This is a genomic window from Rubellimicrobium roseum, from assembly GCF_006152145.1.
Classification (GTDB): domain Bacteria; phylum Pseudomonadota; class Alphaproteobacteria; order Rhodobacterales; family Rhodobacteraceae; genus Rubellimicrobium; species Rubellimicrobium roseum.
Genome location: NZ_VDFV01000025.1, coordinates 15,790 through 38,808, shown reverse-complemented (window position 1 = coordinate 38,808; position 23,019 = coordinate 15,790). Strand labels below are relative to the sequence as shown.

Here is a 23,019-nt window from a genome sequence, read left to right as displayed (position 1 = left end):
GGAAGAGAACGGGCGCGGGAGTGAGCCCCCGCGCCCTCGGGATTACTGCTTGAAGCCGATCTCGGACAGCTGAAGCTGCGAGTTGGTGGCGATGGTGGGCGTCCAGTCGATGCGCTCGGCCACGCGGGCGAAGCCGACCATGTGGAACAGCAGGACGTCCGCCGAGAGCTCGTCATGCACGTAGGCCTGCAGCTCGGACCAGAGCTGGTTCCGCTCCTCGCCCGTGGCCGCCGAGGCGCGGGTGATGAGGTCGTCCACCTTGGGATCGGCGATGCCGGACTGGCGGCCTTCGGAGTGGTACTTGAAGTAGGCCGAGAAGCTCGGATCGCCCATGCGGTTGTCGTGCATGGCCGCGATGATGTAGGCGCCGCGGTCCGTCGGGTAGGGCTTCGAGTAGTAGACCTCGTGCTCGGCCACCTCGACCATCTGCAGCTCGACGGTGAAACCCGCTTCCTGCAGCATCTGCTGGATGGCCTCCATCACCTCGGTGACATTGGGGAAGTTGGCGGTGCGGGCCATGATGGTGATCGGCGTGTCCACCGCCACCCCGTCGGCGCGTGCTTCCTCCAGAAGCGCGCGGGCGCCCTCCGGGTCGTAGGCGGGCACCGGCACGTCGGCGTTCCAGCCCTGCGTGGTCGGCGGATAGATGGCCGTCGCCAGGAGAGCGTCCTGCGGCACCAGCGTGCCGATGAAGGCCTCGCGGTCGATGGCCATGTTGAGCGCCTGGCGCACGCGAAGGTCGCTGACCGGGGCCTGGGAGGCGTCGAGCCGGAAATAGACGGTCTCGGAGTTCAGGTAGGGGAAGTCGGTCGCCGGGTTGGTCGCATCGTCCTGCGAGATGGTGGGCGCGATGTCGGCCTCGCCCGCCTCGACCATGGCCGCCCGCACGGCCGGATCGGTCCGGACCACGTAGGTCGCCTGGCTGACCTCGGGCGCTTCGCCCCAATAGTCGTCGCGGCGGGTTAGGACGATCTGCTGGCCCGGGCTCCATTCCGTGACGGCGTAGGGACCGGTGCCCACGGGCTCGCGGACGAACTCGACGGGGGTCTCGGCCGGGACGATCGTTATGAGGGACACGAGGAGCGGCAGGATCGGCTGCACCGGGTCCACCACGAAGTCGATGGTCCGGTCGTCGACCACGGTGGCCGTGACCGTCATGCCGCCGAAGTAGCGGGCCGACTCGCAGGTGATGGTCGGGTCGAAGACCCGGTCGAACGAATGCTTGACGTCCTGCGCATCGAAGGTGCTGCCGTCCGAGAAGGTCACGCCCTGACGGAGATTGAAGCGCCAGCTGCCGTCCTCCATCTGCTCCCAGGACTCGGCGAGCCGGGGCATCAGGCCCTGGTCGCCGCGCACGTCGAGCTCGGTCAGCGTCTCGTTGACGTTGCCCAGGATCACGCGGCCGATGTTGGAGCGCGTGGCCATGCAAGGCTCCATCACGTCCACTTCCTCGTTGAGCACGATGGTCACGGCCTTGTCGTCCTGCGCCCAGACCGGCGTCAGACTCGTGGCGAGCATCAGGGCTCCCCAGGTCATCACCTTTCCAAACATTGTCTACCTCCCAGTTGACGTTCAGAGTTTGTTGATGCTTGCGGGCGCAGCCGCCCGCGACATCCGCGAGGCCATGAGGGCCGATCCGCAGATGATGGCGCCGCCCGCCCAGGTGGCCGGGCCGGCCACCTCGCCGAAGAGCGCGTAAGCCATGGCGGCCACGAGGGGCAGCCGCAGGAAATCGACGGGCGCCACGATGGTCGCGTCCGCCAGGCTGAAGGCGTGGGTCATCAGCGCCATGCAGGCCGCGCCCAGGACGCCCTGCGTGACCAGGAGCCCCGCCTCCCACGCCGTGGGCGTGGTCCAGAACAGAAGGGCCGGCAGCAGGGCCATGGGCGCGGTCAGGAGCAGGTTCCAGGCGACCAGCGTGTCCGTCCGGTCCCCGGACGACATGGACTTGAGCATGAGCTGGATCAGGGCCGTCAGCATGGCCCCGATCAGGGCGAAGCCCATGCCCGCCGCCGGCGCCCCGCCGTCCGGACGGATCACGAGGAGCGCCCCGGCAAAGCTGGCCAGCACGACGAGGATGGTCGAAGCCCTCAGCCGCTCGCCCAGCATCGCGGCCGCCCCCACCACGACGAAGATGGGCGAGGTGAAGGCGATCGCTGTCACGTCGGTCAGCTTTCCGTGCGAGAAGGCGGCAAAGAACGAAACCAGGGCCAGCAGCTTCAGCCCCGCCCGCAGCGCGTGCTGCCGCAGCGGATAGGCCGTCCTGAGCATCCCTGGCCGAACGGCGATCCAGGGCAGGACTGCCAGCGCGCCAAAGGCCGCCCGGAAGAACCCGATGACGAACGGGTGGATGGAGCCGCCCAGCGCCCGAACGATGGCCGCATCCACGGCGGCGAGGCCGGCGGCCGACGCCGCCAGTCCCACCGCAAGGGCCGCGGGCGTAGCTCTTCCCACGTCTCGGGTCACTGGCTCCTCCACTCCGGCCATCCTCCATGCCCGGCGGCCAGACCATGGACCCGGATCGTCATCTTGTCAACGAGTTCATGGAGGCAAAAGCCGCCATCGTCGGCTTCATCCAGCAAACCAATGAAAAACCTGATCAAAGCCAAGCGATCTCTTGGCGCATTGCTTGCGGGCGGGCAAACTTCAACTTGACAACATGGCCGTGCTGTTGAACGTGCGGCTTGTCTGCTGGAGGAGGAGCCAGTCATGGAGCCCAATGAAATCGCCGCAGCCATGACCGGCGATCTGTCCGAGACGGCGCCCGGTCGCCACGAGGCGTTCCTGCCGTCCCCGAAGGTGCAGAACCACGCCGCTTTCCTGGCCCCGCTCGCCGACGGGTCGCTCATCTGCGCCTGGTTCGGCGGCACGCTCGAAGGCAAGTCCGACATATCCATCCACGCGTCCATCCTGGCGCCTGGGGCGTCGGCCTGGGGGCCCGCCTGCGCGCTCAGTGGCGATCCGCACCGGTCCGAGCAGAACCCCGTCATCTTCACGGCCCCCGATGGCGGGCTGTGGCTGTTCCATACGGCCCAGCCCTCGGGCAACCAGGACGAGTGCCGCATCCGCATGGCCCGCCTGATGCGCGACCGGGAAAACCCCGCTCTGATCTCGGCGGAGGAGGGGCGCTTCCTCGACCTGCCGCTCGGCTGCTTCATCCGGGCCCCGTTGGTCGTCAGGGAGGACGGCGCCTGGCTCCTGCCAATCTTCCGCTGCATCCAGCGACCCGGCCAGCGCTGGAACGGCAGCCATGACCTGGCGGCGGTCGGGGTGTCCACGGATGCGGGCGAGACCTGGACCCTGGAGGAGGTGCCGGACTCCATCGGCTCGGTGCACATGAGCCCCGTGGCGCTGGACGACGGCCGCTACGCCGCCTTCTACCGCCGCCGTCAGGCCGACTTCGTCCACCGGTCCGAGAGCGCGGACGGCGGACGGAGCTGGTCCGCGCCCGAGCCGACCGACGTGCCCAACAACAACTCCTCGATCGCCGCGATCCGGCTCGCCTCGGGCGGGGTCGCGATGATCTGCAATCCCGCTTCGGCCGCGACGTCCTCGGACCGGCGGGCCTCGCTCTACGACGAGCTGGGCGAGGACGACGCCCGGCCAGACGCCGATCCGACCGGGGGCTGCGTGCCCGTCTGGGGCGTGCCGCGCGCGCCGGTGGCGGTCTGCCTGTCCTCGGACGGCGGGCGCACCTTCCCGCGCCGGATCATCGTCGAGGACGGGCCCGGCACCTGCACCTCGAACGACTCCACGGACGGCCGGAACAAAGAGATGTCCTATCCCTGGCTGCTCGAGGGGCCGGATGGGGCGCTCCACATCGCCTACACCTACCATCGCCGCGCGATAAAGTACGTCCGGCTCGCGCCCGGCTGGAATCCTGCAACCGGAGGCTCGGCATGAGCGACATCATCGGCATCACCATGGGCGACCCGGCCGGGGTCGGCCCCGAGATCTGCGTCCGGGCCCTGGCCGAGATGGGCGAGGCGGACCGCGCCCGGACCCGCATCTACGGCAACCTGCCGACCCTGGAGGCGGCCCGGGCCGCCCTGGGGATCGAGATGGACCTGGCGGGCCAGGTCGTCGACCTTCCCGTCGAGGGCGCGCCGCTGCCTTGGGGCCAGCTCTCCGCCGTGGCCGGGGACGCGGCGTTCCGCTTCATCGAGCGGGCCGTGCGCGACGCCGAGGCCGGCCGCATTGGCTGCATCGTGACGGCGCCGATCAACAAGGAGGCCCTGAACGCCGCAGGTCACCACTACGACGGCCATACCGGGATGCTGCGGTCGCTGACCGGGTCCAAGGCGGCCTACATGCTCCTGGCATCTGACCGGCTCAAGGTCATCCATGTCTCCACCCACGTCTCGCTCAAGGAGGCGATCGAGCGGCTGACGCCGGAGCGCGTCCTGGCCACGATCCGCGCCGGGAACGCCCATCTCAAGCGCATCGGCATCGCGGCCCCCCGCATCGCCGTCGCGGGCCTCAACCCGCATTGCGGCGAGAATGGCCTCTTCGGCCGGGAGGACGACGAGAAGATCGCCCCGGCCGTGGCCGCCGCCCGGGCCGAGGGCATCGACGCCGCGGGCCCGATCTCGGCGGATACCCTGTTCTACCGCGCCTATGCCGGGGCCTTCGACCTCGTGGTCGCCCAGTACCACGACCAGGGGCACATCCCGGTCAAGCTCGTGGCCTTCGACACGGCGGTCAACGTCTCGGTTGAGCTGCCCATCGATCGCACCTCGGTCGACCACGGCACCGCCTTCGACATCGCCGGCAAGGGCATCGCGGACCACGGCAACATGAACTCGGCCATCGCCTACGCCCGCAAGTTGGTCCAGGGGGGACGCGCCCAATGAGCTTCGCCATCCAGGGCGTCTACTGCGCCGCCGCCACCCCCCTCAAGGACGACGGCACGCCCGACCTGCGCCTCTTCGGCGCCCATGCGCGCGCGCTCCTTGATGAGGGCTGCCACGGCGTGGCCCTCCTGGGCTCGACGGGCGAGGCCGCGAGCTTCGGCCTGTGCGAGCGGATGGACCTGCTGGAGGCCGCGCTCAGGGCTGGGGTGCCCGCCGACGCGCTCCTTCCCGGCACCTCGGTCCCGTCCGTGACCGACACGGTCGCGCTCACGCGCCATGCGGTGCAGGCGGGCGTCAAGGGCGTCGTGATGCTGCCGCCCTTCTACTACAAGGCCTTCTCGGACGAGGGGCTGTTCCGCTTCTACGCCCGCGTCATCGAGGGCGTGGCCGACGACCGCCTCAGGATCCTTCTCTACCACATCCCCATGCTCACGGGCGTGCCGATCAGCCATTCGCTGATCGCGATGCTGCGCGAGGCCTTTCCCGACACCGTCGTCGGCATCAAGGACAGCGACGGCAAGATCGAGAACATGCAGGCGATGTCCGCCCGCTTCCCCGGCTTCGGCGTGCTGGCAGGGGCCGACCCGCTGCTGCTGCCCGTGCTCCAGGCGGGCGGCGCGGGCTGCATCACCGCCTCGTCGAACGTCGTCGCGCGCGAGCTGCGGACCGTCTATGACCACTGGAACGACCCGGCCCGGGCGGACGAGGTCCGCGCCGCGCAGGACACCATCGTGGCCTGGCGCAACCTGACCAACGCCTACGTCCAGCTTCCCACCGTCAAGACGATGCTCGCCCGCCGGCGGGGCGACCTGGGCTGGCTCAACATCCATCCACCCTTCACGCCGCTCTCCGAGCCCGAATGCGAGAAGGTCTGGGCCGAGATGGCCCGCCTCGAGTCGATCTGAGAAGGGATCCCGTCATGTCCAAGTCCCGCATCATCACCCTGCACCAGCCCAGGCGGCTCGAGATCGGCGCGGGCGCTTCGGCGCGTGTCGGGGCCTGGGCCGACGGGGCCGGGCGCGCCTTCGTCCTCGCGACGCCCCACACGTCCGGGTTCGTGGACCGGCTTGGCCTGAAGGGGCAGGTCACGGTCTTCGACGCCATCCCCGGCGAGCCGGACATCCCCACCTTCGAGGCGGCGCTGGAGGCGGCGCGCGCCGCCCGGCCGGACCTTGTGGTGGGGCTTGGCGGTGGGTCGGTCCTCGACGTGGCCAAGCTGGTCGCCGCGATGTGGGACGGCGAGCAGACGCTCGGGGACGTCGCCGGGCCGAACCGCGTGGCCGGTCGGCGGACCCGGTTCGCGCAGGTCGCGACCACCGCCGGAACGGGCTCGGAGGCCGGCATCCGGTCCCTGATCACCGATCCCGGCGCGGGGGCCAAGATCGCGGTGGAAAGCCCGCACCTCATCGCGGATCTTGCGGTGCTGGATCCCGAGCTGACCTACTCCGTCCCGCCGGCCGTCACCGCCGCGACGGGCGTGGACGCGATGGCGCATTGCGTGGAGGCCTTCACCAACGTCAACGCCCATCCCGTGATCGACGGCTTCGCCCGCATGGGCATCGATCTCGTGGGGCGGTATCTCGCCCGTGCGGTCGCCGACGGCACGGACACCGAAGCGCGCGAGGGCATGATGCTGGCCTCCTTCTATGGCGGCATCTGCCTGGGACCGGTCAACACGGCGGCGGGCCATGCGCTGGCCTATCCCCTGGGCACGCGCCTTCATCTCCCGCACGGGCTCGCCAATGCGATCATCTTCCCGCATGTCCTAGCCTACAACGAACCGGTCGCCCCCGGGAAGACGGCCGAGATCGTCCGCGCTCTGGGCTTGGCCGAAAGGGCCGGCAACAAGGACCTGCTGCAGACCGCCCACAGGTTCTGCGCGGATCTCGGCGTCCAGATGAGCCTGAAGGCGCATGGAGCGACCGAGGACCAGCTCCCCGGCTTCGCGCGCGACGCCCACGGCATCCGCCGCCTCATGGACAACAACCCCCGGGACATGAGCGAGGACGACGTCCTCGCCATCTACCAGGCGGCGTTCTGAGATCACTCAGCGACGAGTTCGCCCTCGATGGGCCGCCGACGCTCGAACAGACGCTCGCGCGACCCGGCGAGATGGACGCGCATGAGGTCGCGCGCCTGGGCGCTGTCCCGGGCGCGGATCGCCTCGAAGATCGCGGCATGCTCGCCGAAGACGCGCGCCAGCCCCGTGCTGTCTCGCTTGATGGAGATGCCGTGAAAGCGCATCCCTACGGCGATATGGTCCTTGAGAGCCTCCAGCGCGGTCGAGAAGTAGCCGTTCTCCGCCGCGACGGCGATGGCCAGGTGGAACTCGAAGTCGGCGTCCTCGCGGTGCGACTGCCGGTTCGTGGCGTCCCGCAGGAGCTCGAGCGCCGCCTCCACGGCGGCCAGGGTCGCGGGCCTGTGCCGCTCGGCCGCGAGCGCCGCCCCTTCGGGCTCCAGGGTGAGGCGGAACTCGTAGCAGTTGAGCAGGTCGGACACGTTTTCGAGCTGCCCGAAGCCCAAGGGCTGCTTGAGCCCGATGGAGCGGACGAAGCTGCCCGCGCCCTGCCGCGAATAGATCAGCCCCTGCTCCCGCAGGCGCCGCAGGGCCTCGCGCACGATGGGACGCGAGACCTCGAACTCGGCCGACAACTCGTGTTCCGTGGGCAGGCGCTCGTCGGGCTTGTAGGCGCCGGACTTGATGGCCCGGTGCATCCGGTCGAACACCACATCCGCCAGGCTCTTGCGGCCCGGGCCGTCCGCTGCAGGACTCATCCCTTCGCTCCCCTGATCATGTCGGCCACGCGCACCAGCGTCCCGACGTCCCCGAAGCCGCCCGACTTGGCGACGATGGTCAGGCCGCCCGCGCGTCCGACCGGAAGCCCGGGCAGGCACTCGCCCAGAAGGCGCATGCGGTCGAGGCCCATGGCGCCGAGGACGGCTTCCGCCGTGGCCCCGCCGGTCAGGAGCAGCGTGCCGCAGCGGGCTGGCGCGAGCGGCCTCAGGTGCTCCGCCAGATTGGACGCGACCTCGGAGGGCCGCAGCCCCCGGTCCCCCGGCACGGCTTGGATCACGACGAGATCCGCGTCCGACCGAAGGACCGGCTCCGCATCGAATGTTCCGTTGGGGGCGGGGACGTGGAGGACGCCGCCCCGGTTCCGCAGGGCCTCGACCTGGTCCAGCGTGATCGGGTCGCGCGATCCTATCACGAAGATGCCGCGCGGGCCGGCCAGCGCGGGGGCCGCCTCCGCCTCCCGGCCGGTCATCTGGCGCGCCCAGGCTTCGGCAAGGCCGCGCGCCCCGACCAGGAGGTCGGCTTCGGCCGCCTGTTCCAGCGCCGCCCGCATCCCTCCGTCGCTTTCCACGTCCGGGATGAGGCTTCGCTCCGCGAACCGGCCCAGGACCGGCGCAATGGGAATGTCGTCGTCGACGCCGAAGCCCGTCACGGCTCCGTTCCTCACGACCCGTCCGAAGCCCACGATCGCCGGGACCACGAGCGCGCGGGAGAAGGCCAGCGCCGACAGTTCCGCTTCGATCTGGCCTTTCAGGCGCGAGTCGATCTTCTTGAACAGGCGGACCCCTCGCGGCAGGGCGGCCGCGGACTGGGCCACCGCGGCCCTGGCTTCCGCGGCGGGCAGTTCGCGCGACCGGGTGCTCACCGCGAGGACGTCCGCCTCCAAGGCGCAGACCTCCGCGGTGACGTCGGGACGGAGAGCGACCTCCACCCGGCAGCCGCGCGCGGCGAACGGAGCCGCCGAGTCAAGCGCACCGGTCAGATCGTCGGCCAGGATGGCAAGCTGTAGCGACAAGGACGCGGCCTCGCATGGGATGTCAGACGATGGTGCCTGATCATCGTAGGAGAAATTCAGGCTGACAAGCAGATAAGCTAAGCCAGGACCAAGTGGCTTACAACCGAGTGACAAATCTGGTCCGGCTGCAAGCGCTGCTGGGCCAGGACGGCGCGTGCGTCGCTGACCCCGTCACATCGGCCTTGTGGCGAGGGGGCCGAATAGCTCCCAGGTGCGCCGCAATGCAAGGAGGTCGAAGTGTTCTGAGGTCCGGCTGGCCTGCATCGGGACTGGGCGCCCGTTCATGGGCGGGTTCCGCTTGCGTCGCTCGGGGCCCTGTCTCGTCCCGGAAAGCGACCGGGCAAGGTGATGCGCCCGTTCCCTCCTCGGATCAGAGGAGAGACGAGTCTGGCCGGCAATTGCGATGGCATCGGTCCACGGGACCATCTCAAGGCTTTCCTCGGCCGGCGCGGACTCGTCGACGATCGTATCAGCGCCTTGGCTTGGGGGCAGGCGATGAATTGGAGTTCCTGAGACCGCCGTCGTGGCCGGGGCGCCCCGGGCCATGCCGCCTCGCTCGCCTCCCACGGCAGCCGGCTGGTCGAACCAAGCCTTCCTGGTCGACAACGGATGGATCTGACCTTTGTCGAGGGCGGCCGCATCATCGTTCCGCCGCGCCGGGATCGGCCACCTGTTCCGATCCGGTGCCAGTCGCACGGGCGGCGCGGTCAGTCCGGTTCACAACTCCGGACCCCGGCGTTCATAACGCCTCCATCATCACCACGCATTACCGGGGCGGCCAGCCAAAGACCTCCGGCACCTACGCCCGCCGATGCTGCGGGCGAAACCTGATCCGCCCCCAATGCCTCCGTCCCCTAGGCTTGGCGCGCGCGCTTTGCCAGATCCGGCCCGATCACGCTGGCTTGCTCGTCGACGCCTCCCGCCAACGGTGGTTCGGGACCCTGCCTTGGCCGATCGAAGCCGCAAATCGGATCAAGGCCCTGCCGGCCTTACGGGGCGCACATCGAAGCCGGTCGGATCAGGCGGATTTCTGCCTTGCTTCCGGATATAGTATGATTAATCTCACCCCAGCCGAAAGGCTCATGGGAGGAGTCAGAATGACCAGAACACTACTCGCCAGCGCCGCCGTGCTGGCGCTGGGAACGGCTGCGTCCGCGCAGGTCGTCGGATTCTCGCAGATCGGGTCGGAGTCGGGCTGGCGTGCCGCCGAGACCACCGTGACCCAGCAGGAGGCCGAGGCGCGCGGCATCCAGCTCCAGTTCTCCGACGCCCAGCAGAAGCAGGAGAACCAGATCGCCGCGGTGCGGTCCTTCATCGCGCAAGGCGTGGACGCCATCCTCCTGGCCCCCGTGGTCGCCACCGGCTGGGATGCCGTGCTGGAGGAGGCCGCCGAGGCCGAGATCCCCGTCGTCCTCCTCGACCGGATGGTGGACAGCGATCCCTCGCTCTACCTGACCGCCGTGGGCTCGGACCTCGTGCACGAGGGCGAGGTTGCCGGCCAGTACCTGGTCGAGCAGGTGGGCGGAGAGCCCTGCCGCGTGGTGGAGCTTCAGGGCACGACCGGCTCGTCCCCCGCCATCGACCGCAAGACCGGCTTCGAGAACGCCATCGCCGGCCACGACAACATCGAGATCGTCCGCTCGCAGACCGGCAACTTCACCCGCGCCGAAGGCAAGACGGTCATGGAGGCCTTCCTCCAGGCCGAGAACGGCGGCGCCGACATCTGCGCGCTCTATGCCCACAACGACGACATGGCGGTGGGCGCGATCCAGGCCATCAAGGAAGCCGGCCTCAAGCCCGGCGAGGACATCCTCGTGGTGTCGATCGACGCCGTGCCCGACATCTTTCAGGCCATGGCCGCCGGAGAGGCCAACGCCACCGTCGAGCTGACCCCCAACATGGCGGGCCCGGCCTTCGACGCGCTCCAGGCCTACTGGGACGCGGGCACCGAGCCGCCCAAGTTCATCCAAACCGAATCCAAGCTCTACACCCAGGCCGACGACCCGCAGGGCGAGTACGACCGCCGCAAGGGCCTGGGCTACTGACCGGACGGCCGGCGCCGGCCAGCCTCTCCCTGCCGTCGGCGCCGGCCCCCGTGGCCGGGGCGGCCTCCCTGCCGCTCCGGCCTGTCAAGGGTGTTGCGCGAATCGCCCGACCACCGCGCGGTGGTGCTACACTCCGTTAATCTCTCGCCCGCAGGATGGACGCCGAAAGGACCCGATCCATGCTTCTGCAAGCCCGATCCCTGACAAAGCGCTTTCCCGGCACGCTCGCGCTCGACGGCGTGACCTTCGAACTTGCCGCGGGCGAGGTCCACGCCCTCCTGGGCGAGAACGGGGCCGGAAAGTCCACGCTCATCAAATGCCTGACCGGCGCCTACCGCCGCGACGGCGGCGAGATCGTCCTCGACGGCCGGCCCGTCGACCCGCAGAGCACCGCCCATGCGCAGGAGCTGGGGATCGGCACCGTCTACCAGGAGGTGAACCTCCTGCCGAACCTCACCGTGGCCGAGAACCTGACGCTGGGCCGCCAGCCCCGTCGCTGGGGCCTGACCAGCCGCCGGGGGATGCGGGCGCTGGCGCGCGAGATGCTGGCGGGCTACGGGCTCGACATCGACGTGGAGCGGGACCTCGGCGCCTATTCCGTCGCCGTCCAGCAGATCGTGGCCATCGCCCGCGCCGTCCACCTGTCCGGCAAGGTCCTGATCCTCGACGAGCCGACGGCGAGCCTCGACGCCCGCGAGGTGGCGATGCTCTTCGACGTGGTGCGGCGCCTGCGGGAACGGGGCCTGGGCATCGTCTTCGTGTCGCACTTCCTCGACCAGGTCTTCGCCATCTCGGACCGGATCACCGTCCTCAGGAACGGCCGCCACATCGCCACCACCGAGGCCGCGGGCCTCGACCGCCTCCGCCTCGTCAACCTGATGCTCGGGCGCGAGCTGGAGCAGGCCACCGGCCACGGCCGGACGGCGCACGACGCGGGCGAGGAGCTTCTGCGGGCCGAGCGCCTCGGCAAGCGCGGCCGCATCGCCCCCTTCGACCTTTCCATCCGCAAGGGCGAGGTCGTCGGCATGGCCGGGCTCCTGGGCTCGGGCCGCACCGAGACCGCCGAGGTCCTGTTCGGCGCGACCGCCGCCGACAGCGGCGCGGTAAAGGACAGGGCAGGGGCCATCGACGTCTCCACCCCCGCCCGAGCCATCGCCTCGGGCTTCGGCTTCGCCCCCGAGGACCGCAAGACCGACGGCATCATCGGCGATCTGTCCGTGCGCGAGAACATCGCGCTGGCGCTCCAGGCCCATCGCGGATGGGCCCGCCCGATCCCAAGGGCCGAGCAGCGCCGCCTGGCCGAGGACTTCATCCGCCGCCTCGACATCCGTACGCCCGGCCCTGAAAAGCCTGTGGGCCAGCTTTCGGGCGGCAACCAGCAGAAGGTCATCCTCGCGCGCTGGCTGGCCATGAATCCCCGCTTCCTCATCCTCGACGAGCCCACGCGCGGCATCGACGTGGGCGCGCATGCCGAGGTCCTGCGCCTCATCAACGAGATGGTGGCGGGCGGCATGTCGCTCCTCGTCATCTCCTCCGAACTCGAGGAGCTGGTCACCGTCTCCGACCGCGTGATCGTCGTGCGCGACCGCCGCCACGTGGCCGAGCTCACCGGCCAGGAGATTACCACCGACGCCATCGTCCGCGCCATCGCCGCGCCCGAGGCCGCAACGGAGGCCGCCGAATGACCGGGCTTCTTCGACGTGTCGCCCCCCAGCTCCTGACCCTTCTCGCGGTCCTGGTGCTGGTCACGATCTTCTTCCCCGGCTTCCTGTCGGTCGGCGTCAGCGGCGACCGGCTGGTGGGCAGCCCCATCGACGTGCTCAAGCGCGGCGCCCCCGTGGCGCTCCTCGCCATCGGCATGACGCTGGTCATCGCGACGCGCGGCATCGACCTGTCGGTGGGCGCGGTCATGGCCATCTGCGGAGCCTCGGCCGCCCTGGCCATCGACCAGGGATGGGGCCTCGGGGCGGCCATCCCGCTGGCGCTGGCCGCGGGCCTCCTCTGCGGCCTCTGGAACGGCTTCCTCGTGGCGGTCCTGGGCATCCAGCCCATCGTGGCCACGCTGATCCTGATGGTCGCCGGGCGCGGCATCGCGCAGCTCATCACCGAAGGGCAGATCCTCACCTTCTCCGATCCGGGGCTGGCCTTCCTGGGCTCCGGCACGGTGCTGGGCCTTCCCGCGCCCGCCTGGCTCTGGATCGGGGCAGGGATCGTCGCGGGCCTCGTGGTGCGCCGCACGGCCTTGGGCCTCCTCATCGAGTCCGTGGGCGTGAACCTGCGCGCAAGCCGCCTCGCGGGCGTCAACAGCACGGTCCTCCTGCTCACGGTCTACATGATCTCGGGCCTCTGCGCCGCCTTGGCGGGACTGATCGTGACCGGCGACATCCGGGGGGCGGACGCGAACAACGCCGGGCTCTGGCTGGAGCTCGACGCCATCCTCGCCGTCGCCATCGGGGGGACCTCGCTTCTGGGTGGTCGCTTCTCGATCCTGGCGTCGCTGATCGGGGCCATGGTCATCCAGTCGATCAACACCGGCATCCTGCTCGCGGGCTTCCCGCCCGAGTTCAACCTCGTCATCAAGGCCGCGCTCGTGCTCCTGATCCTGATGCTCCAGTCGCCGCGCCTGGGCGACCTCGCCGCCGGGATGTCCCTGCGCCGCCGCCGCGCCGACGAGGCTGCCGCAGCCCCCCGCGTCCTGCCGGAGGTCCGCCAGTGAACGTCCGCCGCCTGCCGCTCTATGCGACCATCGCGATCTTCCTGGTGGCTTACCTGCTCTGCTGGCTCCAGTTCCCCAACATCCTGTCCACCCGGGTCGTGGGGAACCTGCTCACCGACAATGCCTATCTGGGCATCGCCGCCGTGGGCATGACGGTCGTCATCCTGTCGGGCGGGATCGACCTGTCGGTGGGCTCGGTCATCGCCTTCGCGGGCGTCTTCATCGCGGTCCTGCTGCGGGACACGGGGCTGCACCCGCTCCCCGTCTTCGCGCTCCTGCTGGGGCTGACGACCGCCTTCGGGGCGGCGCAGGGGGCGCTGATCCACGCGCTGGCCATGCCGGCCTTCATCGTGACGCTCGCGGGGATGTTCCTCGCGCGGGGCGTGGCCTACCTCCTCACGCTCGACTCCGTCCCCATCGACCATCCCTTCTTCGAGACGCTCCAGAAGGCCTACTGGCTCATGCCCGGCAAGGGACGGCTGACCCTCCTGGGCGTGCTGATGCTGCTCTGCGTGGCCGGAGGGATGCTGCTGGCGCACCGGACCCGCTTCGGCACCAACGTCTTCGCCATCGGCGGGGGGCAGGGGACGGCGCGCATGATGGGCGTGCCCATCGGGCGCACGACGGTGCTGATCTACGCCTTCTCGGGCTTCATGGCGGGGCTCGCCGGGATCGCCTTCGCGATCTACACGGCGGCGGGCTATCCGCTGGCGACGGTCGGGGTGGAACTCAACGCCATCGCCGCGGTCGTGATCGGCGGCACGTTGCTGTCCGGTGGGAGCGGCACCGTGCTGGGGACGCTGTTCGGCGTGCTCACGATGGGCCTGATCCAGACCTACATCGTGTTCGACGGCACGCTGTCGAGCTGGTGGACCAAGATCGTCATAGGTCTGCTTCTCTTTCTGTTCATCGTTCTCCAGAAGGGCCTTCTCAGGATCGGTCAGTTGCAGCGGACGGCATAGGCGGAGATGGCAAATCTACTCTTGGCGGCGCTCGACACGCAGTTGGCGCGCAACAGCCACGCCCAGGTGGTGGACGGGATCGGCGCGGCGATCGTGCGGGGCGAGCAGGAGCCGGGCTCCGTCCTGCCCCGGGACGAGGAACTGGCCCGCCGCTTCGGGGTGTCGCGCACCGTGCTGCGCGAGGCCATGAAGACCTTGACCGCCAAGGGCCTTCTGGTGGCGCGCAGCCGCGTCGGCACCAAGGTGCGCCCTCGCGACGACTGGAACATGTTCGATGCCGATGTGCTGCGCTGGCACATCGAGGGCGGAACCGGGAGATCTTTCTTCGCCGACCTGTCCGAGATGCGACTTGCCATCGAGCCCTATGCGGCCGGGCTTGCGGCGGAGCGGGCCGACGAGGTGGCGGTCGCGGCCCTGCGCGCCACCGTCGAGCGGCTGGCCACCGCGCCCGACCGGCGCTCCTTCGCCGCCGCCGACATTGACCTGCACCGCCAGATCACCAAGGCATCGGGCAATGTCTTCATGCATTCCGTCACCGCGCTGATCGAGGCGGCGCTCCTGTCGTCGTTCTGGATCAGCTCGCCAGCCGAGAACCCGATCGTTCAATCCGAGGTCGCCCTGGAGCATGGCCGGATCGTGGAGGCCATCGCCGCCCGCGATGGTCCCGGTGCGGAAGCCGCGATGCGGCACGTCATCATCGTCGGGCGGGACCGCATCTTTCGCGCGCTGTGATCTCCGTCGTTCGGGCACGGAGCTGGCGCGACGCCATGAGGAGGCCGAATGGCCCCTGTTCCTGCGCCCTCCTCTCCGGGTTCGGCCGGGGACGTGGTGATCTCTGCTCTGGAGAGCCCCAGGGCAACCGCACGACGTTCGGAATCGAATCCGGAGAGGGGACCAGAACGATGAACGACCTGTCGTCGCGAGGGGCTCAGGTTCCCAAGCGTCGCGTCTCTCCGACGGCCACCTCGCGGCCGGTCCGGGCGGAGGCGATAGCGGCGAAGGCCAGGGCCAGGCTGCGCAGGTTCGCGCGCGCGCCGTTCTCGGGCTCCCGCCCATCCTCGATGGCGGACAGCAGTTCGCCCATGGCCCCGCGGAACCCGTTGTTGAACCATTCCCCATGAAGGCGCGGCCGCGACCGCCCCTCGGCCGTGGTCAGGGTGACGGATTGGGTCCCCAGGTCGGGCCCGTCGCTCACGAGGCTGCCCCGCGTACCGCCGACGAAGGTCGTGTCGCGCGACCCCAGCGGGAGCGCGCCGTCGAAGGCCAACGATGCCTGCCCTCCATCGAGCCGCACGAGCACCTGCGCGAGTAGCGGCACGGCGGCGGCCTGTCCCCGGGCCCGCGCGGAGGTGGCAAACACGCTGCGGGCGCGGCCCTCCGTCACCGATTCCAAGAAGTCGAACCAGTGGATGGCGAAGTCATAGAGGATCAGGTCCTCGACACGCTCGAAGGGTGTGCCGGCGATCCAGCCGTGGTTCCAGTGGATGGCGACGTGGCAGCTCACCACTTCGCCGATCAGCCCGGCCCGCACCGCTTGGCGCATCCAGGCGAGGTGCGGCGCCCAGCGGCCGTTCTGATTGACCGCGAGCCTCAGGCCCCGGTCGTCGGCGAGCCGGATCAGGCGCTCGCCCTTGTCGAGGTCCAGCACGAAAGGCTTCTGCGACAGGACGTGCTTGCCCGCCCGCAGCGCGGCCTCAAGGATCGGGAGGCGGTCGGCGGGGTGCGGCGTGACATCGACCACGTCGATAGTGGGATCGGACAGGACGTCGTCCACGCTGTCCGTCACCCGCGCCTGCGGCGCGTAGGTCCGCGCCCGTTCCTCGGCCTTGGAGCGGGTCCGGTTGCAGATCGCAGCCACTTCCCATCCGGCGGCGCCGTAAGCGTCGAGATGGCTGGCCGCGATGCCGCCCGCCCCGATCAGCCCGATGCGCGGCCGGTAGGCCCGGGGCCCCGGGGGAAGGTAGGGCAGGTCCGGCGCGGGCAAGTCGGGCACCTCGCCGGACCGCAGCGCGTAAGTGTCGGGGTCGGGCGTCGACCCGGTCATGGCAGCAGCCCGAGCGTGCGCTTCTCGCGGGCCGAGCGCGCCGCCGTGTCGACGATCCGCTGGGCCGTCAGGCTCAGGGCCGGGTCGAGCGGCCCGCTCGGAGGCTCGCCCCGCTCGATGCAGCCCAAGATGTACTCGATGGGATTTTGCCGACCCTTGGGCAAGGAAGTGGCTGGAACGGGCATGGGCTCGGGCCGTGCCCGGGTCTGGACCGTGACGTGATCCTCGTAGTCGTAGCTCGAGATCGTGCCATCGGTGCCCACCACGACGAAGCCGCACTTGGGCTGCGGCTGGACGGTCCAGGGGTCGGTGAAGGTGCCCCAGCGCGTCTCCATCTTGGAGAGGCCCCGCGCGTACCGGCAGACGGTGATGGAGTGCTGGTCGACCTCGATCCCTGGCGTCTCGTCCACGACGCAGGTGACCTCCAGCGGCGCCTCGCCGTCCATGTACCAGGTGCCCAGCGTGGCGCCGTAGCCCAGGTAATCGAGGAGGCTGCCCCCGCCCGAGGCCCGTTTGTACCACCAGGAGGAGGGCTTCTGGCGCTCCACCTCCTCGGGCGAGACCTCGACCTTGTCGGCGAGGTGATAGAGCGGTCCCCGGTTGCCGCCGTAGTGATGCACCTCAAACAGTTGTCCGATGACGCCGTCGTCGATCAGCCGCTTGGCGGTGACGTGCGATTCGACCCAGGCCAGCGGCCAGTTGATCGCGAGGAGCCGGCCCGTGGGCGCCATGGCCGCGATCATGCGCCGCGCGTCCTCGACCGAGGCGGCGAAGGGCTTTTCCACAAGGAGATGGGCTCCGTACGCCGCGATCCGTTCCGCGTAGGTCGCGTGGTCGGCGGTCGCGGCGCAGAGGATCGCGAGGTCGGGTCGCGCGGTCCGCATGCAGGTGTCGAAATCGGTGAAGACACGATCTTCGGGCAGGCCGAAGGCTTCGACGGAGTGGGCCATCCGGGCGGGGTTGGGGTCGAATATCCCGGCGATCTCGGCCCCGGGATGCTCGTGCACGAGGCGCAGCAGGTCGCCCATGTGCATGTGGTCGAAGCTGATGCCGGCGATGCGGAACGGTGCCATGAGTTCCTCCGTCAGCCTTGGTCCGTGAGCCTCAGGTAGGCGGTGGTCACGAACAGTATGATGAGCCCGAACAGGATGCGCCGCGCCCCCTCGGGCATCTGCAGAAGGGTAAGAAGCGTGCCCAGCACGGTCAGGATCAGGGCGCCGACGATAGTGCCCGCGTAGCCACCACGCCCGCCGAATATCGACGTCCCGCCGATCACCGCCGCAGCGACCGAGGGCAGGAGCAGCGGCTCGGCCAAGGACAGCGAGGGCGCCTTGATGAGGCCCACGTAGACCAAGCCCGCGAGACCGGCGATCAGCCCCGACAGTGCGTAAAGCGCCAGATAGACCTGCCAGGCCCGCACGCCCGACAGCCGCGCCGCGTCTTCGTTGGCCCCCAGGGCGTAAAGGAGACGCCCGAAGCCCGAGCGGCCCTGCGCCCAGAGGATCAGCGCGGCGAAAGGCAGGAAGAGGACAAGGGCGTTGGGCAGGCCCCCCGTCCGCCCAGTCCCCAGCCATTCGAGGATCGGCGGCACGACAGAGCCTGTCGCGATGACGCTGCGCTGGTAAACCTGCAGGCAGCCGATCCCGATGAGCCCGGTGCCCAGCGTCATGATGAGCGGGTGGACGCGGCAGATCCCCACTCCGAAGCCGTTGAGGAGCCCCAAAATGATCGCAGGAAAGAGCGCGATCAGGAGGGCCGGACCTGTCCCCACCAGCGGCGCCTGCGTGGCGACCACAAAGGCGCTGATCGTGGCCACCGTGCCGGCCGACAGGTCGATTCCTCCGGTAAGCATGGTGAGCGTCTGGCAGGCCGCGAGCATCGCCAGCGGGATGGCGAACTTGACGGTGTTGCCGATCCACCGCTCGTTAACGATGCCGGGCCGCAGGACCTGCAGCAGCGCCACCAGCGCCAGCAGGAGAAGGATCAGGGTCACCGTCGGATGGTCCCGCAAGAACCGCCCCGCCCGCCCCAGGACCGAAGGCCGTGCCGTTTCGACGCTCATGCCCGCCGCTCCCTCATGGCCAAGAGGCCCCCCAGCATCACGACCACGGCCATGATGGTTCCCTCGATGATGGTCGTCACGTTCGGGTCGACCGACAGCAGCGTGAGGATGAGCCTCACGACCCGCAGGATCAGCACGGCGAGGATGGGGCCTAGAAGGCCCCCCCGCCCGCCGGTGAGCGCCACGCCGCCCAGTACCACCGCCGCGACCGCGGCCAGGAGGTACGGGCCGGGGATGGGCTCGCCGATCCCAGTGCTGAGCGTCAGGGACAGGCCACCCAGCGCAGCGAGCAGCCCGGCGATGCCGTAGGCCGCGATCCGCGTCGGGCCGATCGCCACGCCCGAGCGGAAAGCGGCCGTCGGGTCACTGCCGATGGCGTAGATGGACAGCCCCAGCCGCGAGCGGCGCAGCGGAAGCCAGACCAGAGCCAGGCAGAAGACCAGCACGACCAGCGACTTCGGGAGGAACGCCGTCGCGCCCTCCGGCAGCCCGGGAATGGGGAATGGCCCCACGATGAGTTGTCGCAACCAGGGTGTCGCAGCCCCGCCAGGAGCCTGGAGGATGAGGAGCGCGACCCCTTCCCAGACGAAGAGCATGGCCAGCGTGACGACGATGTCGGGCAGGCGCGTCCAGACCACCAGCGCGCCGTTGATCGCCCCCATCGCGATCCCGACAAGGAGCACCAGAAGGACCACCGGCACCGTCGCGGCCTCTCCGGCACTCTCCATAAGGACGGCGGCGGTGACGCTGGCTACGGCCATCATGGAGGCCACCGACAGGTCGATCCCGCCCGCGATAACCACGACGGCCAGGGCCGCGGTCGCGAAGGCGAAGGGCAGGGCGGCGCGGACGAGGGATTCGATCCCCGAGGCCCCGAAGCCGGGTTGGATGAGCTTTGTCAGCAGGAGAAGCGCCGCGAGGAGCGCCGCGAGCCCGAGAACCCAGCCGCTGCGCCGGAGCGTCCGCGTCATGCCCGGCCAGCCCCGGCGACGGCCCTGCGGCCTTCGGGGCTCGTCAGGCCATAGGCGGCGCGCATGAGCCGTTCCTCCGTGGCCTCCGCCACATCGAGGATCTCGACGACGCGCCCGTTGAAGATCACCACCACGCGGTCGCAGGCTTGCGGGATCTCGGGCAACTCCGAGGTGTAGTACAGGATGGACGCGCCCTGATCGGCGAGATCCCGCACGAGCCCGTAGATCTGCCGCTTGGTCCGCACGTCGATGCCTCGCGTCGGATCGAACAGGAGAAGGGTGCGAACCTCGCCCGCGACCCAGCGCCCGATGGTGACCTTCTGCTGGTTGCCGCCCGAGAGCCGCCGGACCTCGCCCTGGGCCCGCGTGTCGATCTGCAGGCGTTCGATGGCGGATGCCACGCGGGCGCCCTCGGTCCGCATGGGGATCGCGCCCCAGCGCCGCAAGGGCGCCAGAATGGGCAGGGCGATGTTCTCGCGGACCGAGCGGACCATGAGCAGCGCGTCGGCCCGGTCGCCGGGCACGAAGCTCAGGCCTGCCGCGATGGCATCGGCGGGATGGCGGAACCGCTGGGGGCGGCCCTCGATCTCGATCGTCCCGCCGCTGGCACGGCGCTGACCCGCCAGCACCTCGAACAACTCGTCCTGGCCCTGTCCTTCGAGCGCGACCACGCCCAGGACCTCGCCCCGGTGCAGGTCGAAGGACACGTCGGCGAGCCGGGCGCCTGACGACAGGCCCCGCACGTGCAGGCGCGGCTCGCCCGTCATTGCCCGAGGCCCGCCGTCCCGCGCCGCCGCTGGGGTCAGGGCCGCGCCCAGCATCAGTTCGACCACACGGTCCTCGACACCGGGCTCGATGGGCAGGTCGCCCACGGTCGCCCCGTCGCGCAGCACGGTCGCACGGTCGCAGATCTGCGCGATCTCCGCGAAGCGGTGCGAGATGTAGATGACGGCCCGACCCCCGTCGGCCTGCCCGCGCACAACGCGAAGCACGCGCTCCACAAGGTCGGTGGGCAGCGCCGCCGTCATCTCGTCGAGCATCAGGACGTCGGGTTCGGCCGCGAGGGCGCGAGCGAGGTCAAGGACGCGCAGCGTGGCGAGCGGCAGGTCGCCGGCGCGGTCGTCAAGCCGGAGATCGGGGATGCCCAGTTCCCGCACCCAGTGGAGGAAGGGGTCGGCCGGGGTGCGGCCTAGCCGGAGGTTGTCCGCCACGTCGAGGTCGCGGATGAGCGAGGGCTCCTGGTAAACCGGGATCAGTCCCGCCGCCCGCGCGCCTGCCGGGGAGGCCAAGTGGGTGTCCTGCCCCCGAATACGGACATCGCCGCCATCGCGGCGCAGCGCGCCGGTCAGGATCTTTACGAAGGTGGACTTGCCCGCGCCGTTGGCGCCCATGAGGGCCACCACTTCGCCTCGCCGGACCGTCAGGGCAGCGTCGCGCAGCGCCACCACGGCCCCGAACCGTTTCGACACGCCCTGCGCGTCGAGGGCTGGGAGCCCGGCCTCGGCCTGGGTCATCGGCATCTCGGTCGGTCCTGCCTTCTTGAAGGGAAGCCCCCGGCGCGCGGCCGGGGGCCCTCCGGTGTCACTCGCCCGGGCCCTTGCAGGCGATGATCTCTGCCATGTCGTAAGTCGTCCATCCGGGGATCGAGACGCTGACCGGCCATTCGGGATCGAGGTCGGGGTTCTGCGCGCCTTCGAGCTTGGCGCGGCCGTCCTCGGAGGCGTTGTCCCAAAGCTCGGGTGTGACCAGCACCGTCTGTTCGGCTGGCACCTGTCCGTCCAGGATCTGGAGCGCCAGCGCCACGCCCGCCCCGCCCACGGAGCCCGGGTTCGTCACCGCCGCGCCCTGCAGGCCCTCGACGTCGAGGAGCTGGCCCACGAAGCCCGCGTTGTCGGCGCCCACGACCGGCACCAGCGGCACCTCGGACTCCACCAGCGCGTCGACGATCACGTTGTCGATCCCGCTCGTCCAGATGCCGTCGAAGGGGATGCCGCTCGCGATGAAGTCGAGGATCTGCTGCTTGGCCTGGTCCTGCTGCCAGCCGGTGAAGACCTCCTGGGCCACGTTGATCTCGGGATATTCTTCCAGCGCCCGCTTGAAGCCGCGGTCGCGGTCGTCGTCGGCCGAGGCCCCGGCCGCGCCGCGCATGTAGACCACGTCGCCGGACCCGCCCATCTGCTCGAACAGCCACTTGGCGCCAAGATAGGCGTACTCCTCCTGATTGTTCGAGATGACGTAGGCCGAGGGTTCCGTCACCGCCTGGTCGACGGCGACCACGACGATGCCCGCAGCGGTGGCCTCCTTGATGGCGTCGTTGATGCCTTCCGGGTTGGCCGGGTTCACGACGATGGCGTCCACGCCCGCCTGGATCAGGTTGCGGATGTCTTCGAGCTGGCCCGCCGCGTCGGTGTTGCGGTGGGCGATGTTGAGCGAGGCTACCTTGCCGGAGTCGAGCGCCTGCGCCTTCATCGCGCAGATCATCTGCTCGCGCCAACCGTTGCCCTGCACGGTGTTGGAAATGCCGATGGTGTAGGTGTCCTGGGCCGCGGCCATCCCACCCATGCCCACGAGCAGCGCGGCCAAAGCCACGGCCCGATGCCGATGCGTCATTGTGATCCTCCCCGATGTCGATTCTTGGTTCTTGTCATTTCACGTAAGGCCGAAGCACGTCACGCGCCAACAGGAAACCGCGCTTGACCTTGTCGTCCGTGCCCTCGAAGCGGCGATCCTCGTGCTCGATGACGACCGGGCCGTCGTAGCCGACACGGTACAGGCCCGAGAAGATCTCTGCCCAGTCGACGTCGCCCAGGCCGGGCATCCGCGGCACTTGCCAGCCCATTCCCAGCGAAAGGATGCCGTTCTCGTAAAGGCCGTCGCGGTCGATCATCAGGTCCTTGGCATGGACATGGACCATGCGGGCGCCGAACTCTCGGATGAAGCGGCCTTGGTCGATCATCTGCCAGACGAGGTGCGAGGGGTCGTAATTCATCCCCACGCCGTCCCATTCGAGGATGCGACGCCAGATCTTGGGCGAATAGGCGATGTTGTGCCCGCCCGGCCATTCATCCTGGCTGAAGATCATGGGGCAGTTCTCAAAGGCGAGCGTCACGCCGTGGTCGCGCGCATGGGCGAGGATACCCGGCCAGATCGCCTGCGCGCGTTCCCAGTTGCGGTCGAGGGGCAGCGTGCGGTCGCCGCCAAGGAACGTGTTCACGACCGGCACCTTCATCCGCGCCGCCGCCGCGATCACCTTTCGCAGATGCCCGATCACCCGGTCGCGGTGGTCGGCCTCGGCGTGGAGCGGGTTGGGGTAGTAGCCCAGCGCAGAGATCCCGATCCCCCGCTCGGCCAGGGCGGCCACGACCTCGCCCGCCCGCTCGTCGGTCAGGTCGTCCACGTCGATGTGCGACGTCCCGGCGTAGCGCCGCGTCTCGCCGCCTGCACGCGGCCAGCAGGCGATCTCCAGCACCTCAAATCCTACGCCTGACGCCCAATCGGCAACGGCCAGGAGGTCGGTGTCCGGGAACGGGGCCGTGAGCAGGCCGAGCTTCATGATG

The 23,019-nt window shown here is 69.8% G+C and carries 21 protein-coding genes; 10 read left to right on the top strand and 11 right to left on the bottom strand.

Annotated elements, in window-relative coordinates; all coding sequences use genetic code 11:
* Positions 1–42 precede the first annotated feature (42 nt).
* A complete protein-coding gene (locus tag FHG71_RS14895; protein ID WP_246045466.1) occupies positions 43–1,536 on the bottom strand; it encodes an ABC transporter substrate-binding protein in 1,494 nt (497 codons plus the stop codon).
* A gap of 36 nt (positions 1,537–1,572) precedes the next feature.
* A complete protein-coding gene (locus tag FHG71_RS14890) occupies positions 1,573–2,466 on the bottom strand; it encodes a DMT family transporter (protein ID WP_246045465.1) in 894 nt (297 codons plus the stop codon).
* A gap of 26 nt (positions 2,467–2,492) precedes the next feature.
* On the opposite strand from FHG71_RS14890, the gene FHG71_RS14885 reads away from it, so the two are divergent.
* The 5 genes from FHG71_RS14885 to FHG71_RS14865 are packed head-to-tail and all read left to right on the top strand — an operon-like array spanning position 2,493 to position 6,894.
* The gene (locus FHG71_RS14885) at positions 2,493–2,675 is read left to right on the top strand and encodes a hypothetical protein (RefSeq protein WP_139082490.1); all 183 of its coding nucleotides are present in this window, start codon (positions 2,493–2,495) and stop codon (positions 2,673–2,675) included.
* 34 nt (positions 2,676–2,709) lie between these two features.
* Positions 2,710–3,903: a sialidase family protein gene (locus FHG71_RS14880; protein WP_139082489.1), complete on the top strand. Its 1,194-nt coding sequence runs from the start codon at positions 2,710–2,712 to the stop codon at positions 3,901–3,903.
* Positions 3,900–4,853, top strand: coding sequence for a 4-hydroxythreonine-4-phosphate dehydrogenase PdxA (gene pdxA, locus FHG71_RS14875; RefSeq protein ID WP_139082488.1), 954 nt, complete (start codon positions 3,900–3,902; stop codon positions 4,851–4,853). The genes FHG71_RS14880 and pdxA overlap by 4 nt, the downstream gene beginning before the upstream one ends.
* Positions 4,850–5,758, top strand: a complete 909-nt coding sequence (locus FHG71_RS14870) for a dihydrodipicolinate synthase family protein (RefSeq protein WP_139082487.1) — start codon at positions 4,850–4,852, stop codon at positions 5,756–5,758. The genes pdxA and FHG71_RS14870 overlap by 4 nt, the downstream gene beginning before the upstream one ends.
* A gap of 14 nt (positions 5,759–5,772) precedes the next feature.
* Positions 5,773–6,894 (top strand): iron-containing alcohol dehydrogenase, encoded by a 1,122-nt coding sequence (locus FHG71_RS14865; protein ID WP_176559437.1) that lies wholly within the window; start codon positions 5,773–5,775, stop codon positions 6,892–6,894.
* 2 nt (positions 6,895–6,896) lie between these two features.
* Here FHG71_RS14865 and FHG71_RS14860 read toward each other — a convergent pair whose 3' ends face one another.
* Both FHG71_RS14860 and FHG71_RS14855 read right to left on the bottom strand, forming a co-directional pair.
* Positions 6,897–7,628 carry a FadR/GntR family transcriptional regulator gene (locus FHG71_RS14860; RefSeq protein WP_139082486.1) on the bottom strand — a complete coding sequence of 244 codons (732 nt, stop codon included), beginning with the start codon at positions 7,626–7,628 and terminating at the stop codon, positions 6,897–6,899.
* The gene (locus FHG71_RS14855) at positions 7,625–8,662 is read right to left on the bottom strand and encodes a four-carbon acid sugar kinase family protein (protein WP_139082485.1); all 1,038 of its coding nucleotides are present in this window, start codon (positions 8,660–8,662) and stop codon (positions 7,625–7,627) included. The genes FHG71_RS14860 and FHG71_RS14855 overlap by 4 nt, the downstream gene beginning before the upstream one ends.
* Before the next feature lie 1,097 nt (positions 8,663–9,759).
* On the opposite strand from FHG71_RS14855, the gene ytfQ reads away from it, so the two are divergent.
* The 5 genes from ytfQ to FHG71_RS14830 all read left to right on the top strand — a co-directional run bounded on the left by ytfQ (position 9,760) and on the right by FHG71_RS14830 (position 15,117).
* A complete protein-coding gene (gene ytfQ / locus FHG71_RS14850) occupies positions 9,760–10,707 on the top strand; it encodes a galactofuranose ABC transporter, galactofuranose-binding protein YtfQ (protein WP_176559436.1) in 948 nt (315 codons plus the stop codon).
* A 179-nt stretch (positions 10,708–10,886) separates the two neighbouring features.
* Complete coding sequence (locus FHG71_RS14845) at positions 10,887–12,392, top strand: sugar ABC transporter ATP-binding protein (RefSeq protein ID WP_139082483.1); 1,506 nt, start codon at positions 10,887–10,889, stop codon at positions 12,390–12,392.
* The gene (locus FHG71_RS14840; protein WP_139082482.1) at positions 12,389–13,423 is read left to right on the top strand and encodes an ABC transporter permease; all 1,035 of its coding nucleotides are present in this window, start codon (positions 12,389–12,391) and stop codon (positions 13,421–13,423) included. The genes FHG71_RS14845 and FHG71_RS14840 overlap by 4 nt, the downstream gene beginning before the upstream one ends.
* Positions 13,420–14,385 carry a galactofuranose ABC transporter, permease protein YjfF gene (gene yjfF, locus FHG71_RS14835; protein ID WP_139082481.1) on the top strand — a complete coding sequence of 322 codons (966 nt, stop codon included), beginning with the start codon at positions 13,420–13,422 and terminating at the stop codon, positions 14,383–14,385. Before FHG71_RS14840 ends, yjfF begins: the two co-directional genes overlap by 4 nt.
* A 6-nt stretch (positions 14,386–14,391) precedes the next feature.
* Positions 14,392–15,117 carry a FadR/GntR family transcriptional regulator gene (locus tag FHG71_RS14830; RefSeq protein WP_139082480.1) on the top strand — a complete coding sequence of 242 codons (726 nt, stop codon included), beginning with the start codon at positions 14,392–14,394 and terminating at the stop codon, positions 15,115–15,117.
* 196 nt (positions 15,118–15,313) lie between these two features.
* Here FHG71_RS14830 and FHG71_RS14825 read toward each other — a convergent pair whose 3' ends face one another.
* The 7 genes from FHG71_RS14825 to FHG71_RS14795 form a co-directional block, all read right to left on the bottom strand.
* Positions 15,314–16,429, bottom strand: coding sequence for a Gfo/Idh/MocA family protein (locus FHG71_RS14825; protein WP_139082479.1), 1,116 nt, complete (start codon positions 16,427–16,429; stop codon positions 15,314–15,316).
* On the bottom strand, positions 16,426–17,502 hold the full coding sequence (locus FHG71_RS14820) for a Gfo/Idh/MocA family protein (protein ID WP_139082478.1): 1,077 nt from the start codon (positions 17,500–17,502) through the stop codon (positions 16,426–16,428). Before FHG71_RS14820 ends, FHG71_RS14825 begins: the two co-directional genes overlap by 4 nt.
* Positions 17,503–17,513: 11 nt before the next feature.
* On the bottom strand, positions 17,514–18,491 hold the full coding sequence (locus FHG71_RS14815; protein ID WP_139082477.1) for an ABC transporter permease: 978 nt from the start codon (positions 18,489–18,491) through the stop codon (positions 17,514–17,516).
* Entirely contained in the window at positions 18,488–19,462 is a 975-nt protein-coding gene (locus tag FHG71_RS14810; protein ID WP_139082476.1) for an ABC transporter permease, read from the bottom strand. The genes FHG71_RS14815 and FHG71_RS14810 overlap by 4 nt, the downstream gene beginning before the upstream one ends.
* On the bottom strand, positions 19,459–20,982 hold the full coding sequence (locus FHG71_RS14805) for a sugar ABC transporter ATP-binding protein (protein ID WP_218014101.1): 1,524 nt from the start codon (positions 20,980–20,982) through the stop codon (positions 19,459–19,461). The genes FHG71_RS14810 and FHG71_RS14805 overlap by 4 nt, the downstream gene beginning before the upstream one ends.
* 61 nt (positions 20,983–21,043) lie before the next feature.
* The gene (locus FHG71_RS14800; protein ID WP_139082475.1) at positions 21,044–22,072 is read right to left on the bottom strand and encodes an ABC transporter substrate-binding protein; all 1,029 of its coding nucleotides are present in this window, start codon (positions 22,070–22,072) and stop codon (positions 21,044–21,046) included.
* A gap of 34 nt (positions 22,073–22,106) precedes the next feature.
* On the bottom strand, positions 22,107–23,015 hold the full coding sequence (locus tag FHG71_RS14795; protein ID WP_139082474.1) for a sugar phosphate isomerase/epimerase family protein: 909 nt from the start codon (positions 23,013–23,015) through the stop codon (positions 22,107–22,109).
* Between the last annotated feature and the right edge of the window lie 4 nt (positions 23,016–23,019).

Excerpts from the sequence above, each read along its gene's own strand:
- FHG71_RS14880 (WP_139082489.1), top strand. The coding sequence starts at position 2,710 with ATGGAGCCCAATGAAATCGCCGCAGCCATGACCGGCGATCTGTCCGAG.
- FHG71_RS14805 (WP_218014101.1), bottom strand. The coding sequence starts at position 20,982 with ATGCCGATGACCCAGGCCGAGGCCGGGCTCCCAGCCCTCGACGCGCAG.
- pdxA (WP_139082488.1), top strand. The coding sequence starts at position 3,900 with ATGAGCGACATCATCGGCATCACCATGGGCGACCCGGCCGGGGTCGGC.
- FHG71_RS14865 (WP_176559437.1), top strand. The coding sequence starts at position 5,773 with ATGTCCAAGTCCCGCATCATCACCCTGCACCAGCCCAGGCGGCTCGAG.
- FHG71_RS14800 (WP_139082475.1), bottom strand. The coding sequence starts at position 22,072 with ATGACGCATCGGCATCGGGCCGTGGCTTTGGCCGCGCTGCTCGTGGGC.
- FHG71_RS14815 (WP_139082477.1), bottom strand. The coding sequence starts at position 18,491 with ATGAGCGTCGAAACGGCACGGCCTTCGGTCCTGGGGCGGGCGGGGCGG.
- FHG71_RS14845 (WP_139082483.1), top strand. The coding sequence starts at position 10,887 with ATGCTTCTGCAAGCCCGATCCCTGACAAAGCGCTTTCCCGGCACGCTC.
- FHG71_RS14825 (WP_139082479.1), bottom strand. The coding sequence starts at position 16,429 with ATGACCGGGTCGACGCCCGACCCCGACACTTACGCGCTGCGGTCCGGC.
- FHG71_RS14895 (WP_246045466.1), bottom strand. The coding sequence starts at position 1,536 with ATGACCTGGGGAGCCCTGATGCTCGCCACGAGTCTGACGCCGGTCTGG.
- FHG71_RS14840 (WP_139082482.1), top strand. The coding sequence starts at position 12,389 with ATGACCGGGCTTCTTCGACGTGTCGCCCCCCAGCTCCTGACCCTTCTC.
- FHG71_RS14885 (WP_139082490.1), top strand. The coding sequence starts at position 2,493 with ATGCCCGGCGGCCAGACCATGGACCCGGATCGTCATCTTGTCAACGAG.
- FHG71_RS14830 (WP_139082480.1), top strand. The coding sequence starts at position 14,392 with ATGGCAAATCTACTCTTGGCGGCGCTCGACACGCAGTTGGCGCGCAAC.
- FHG71_RS14860 (WP_139082486.1), bottom strand. The coding sequence starts at position 7,628 with ATGAGTCCTGCAGCGGACGGCCCGGGCCGCAAGAGCCTGGCGGATGTG.
- FHG71_RS14795 (WP_139082474.1), bottom strand. The coding sequence starts at position 23,015 with ATGAAGCTCGGCCTGCTCACGGCCCCGTTCCCGGACACCGACCTCCTG.
- ytfQ (WP_176559436.1), top strand. The coding sequence starts at position 9,760 with ATGACCAGAACACTACTCGCCAGCGCCGCCGTGCTGGCGCTGGGAACG.
- FHG71_RS14810 (WP_139082476.1), bottom strand. The coding sequence starts at position 19,462 with ATGACGCGGACGCTCCGGCGCAGCGGCTGGGTTCTCGGGCTCGCGGCG.
- FHG71_RS14870 (WP_139082487.1), top strand. The coding sequence starts at position 4,850 with ATGAGCTTCGCCATCCAGGGCGTCTACTGCGCCGCCGCCACCCCCCTC.
- FHG71_RS14820 (WP_139082478.1), bottom strand. The coding sequence starts at position 17,502 with ATGGCACCGTTCCGCATCGCCGGCATCAGCTTCGACCACATGCACATG.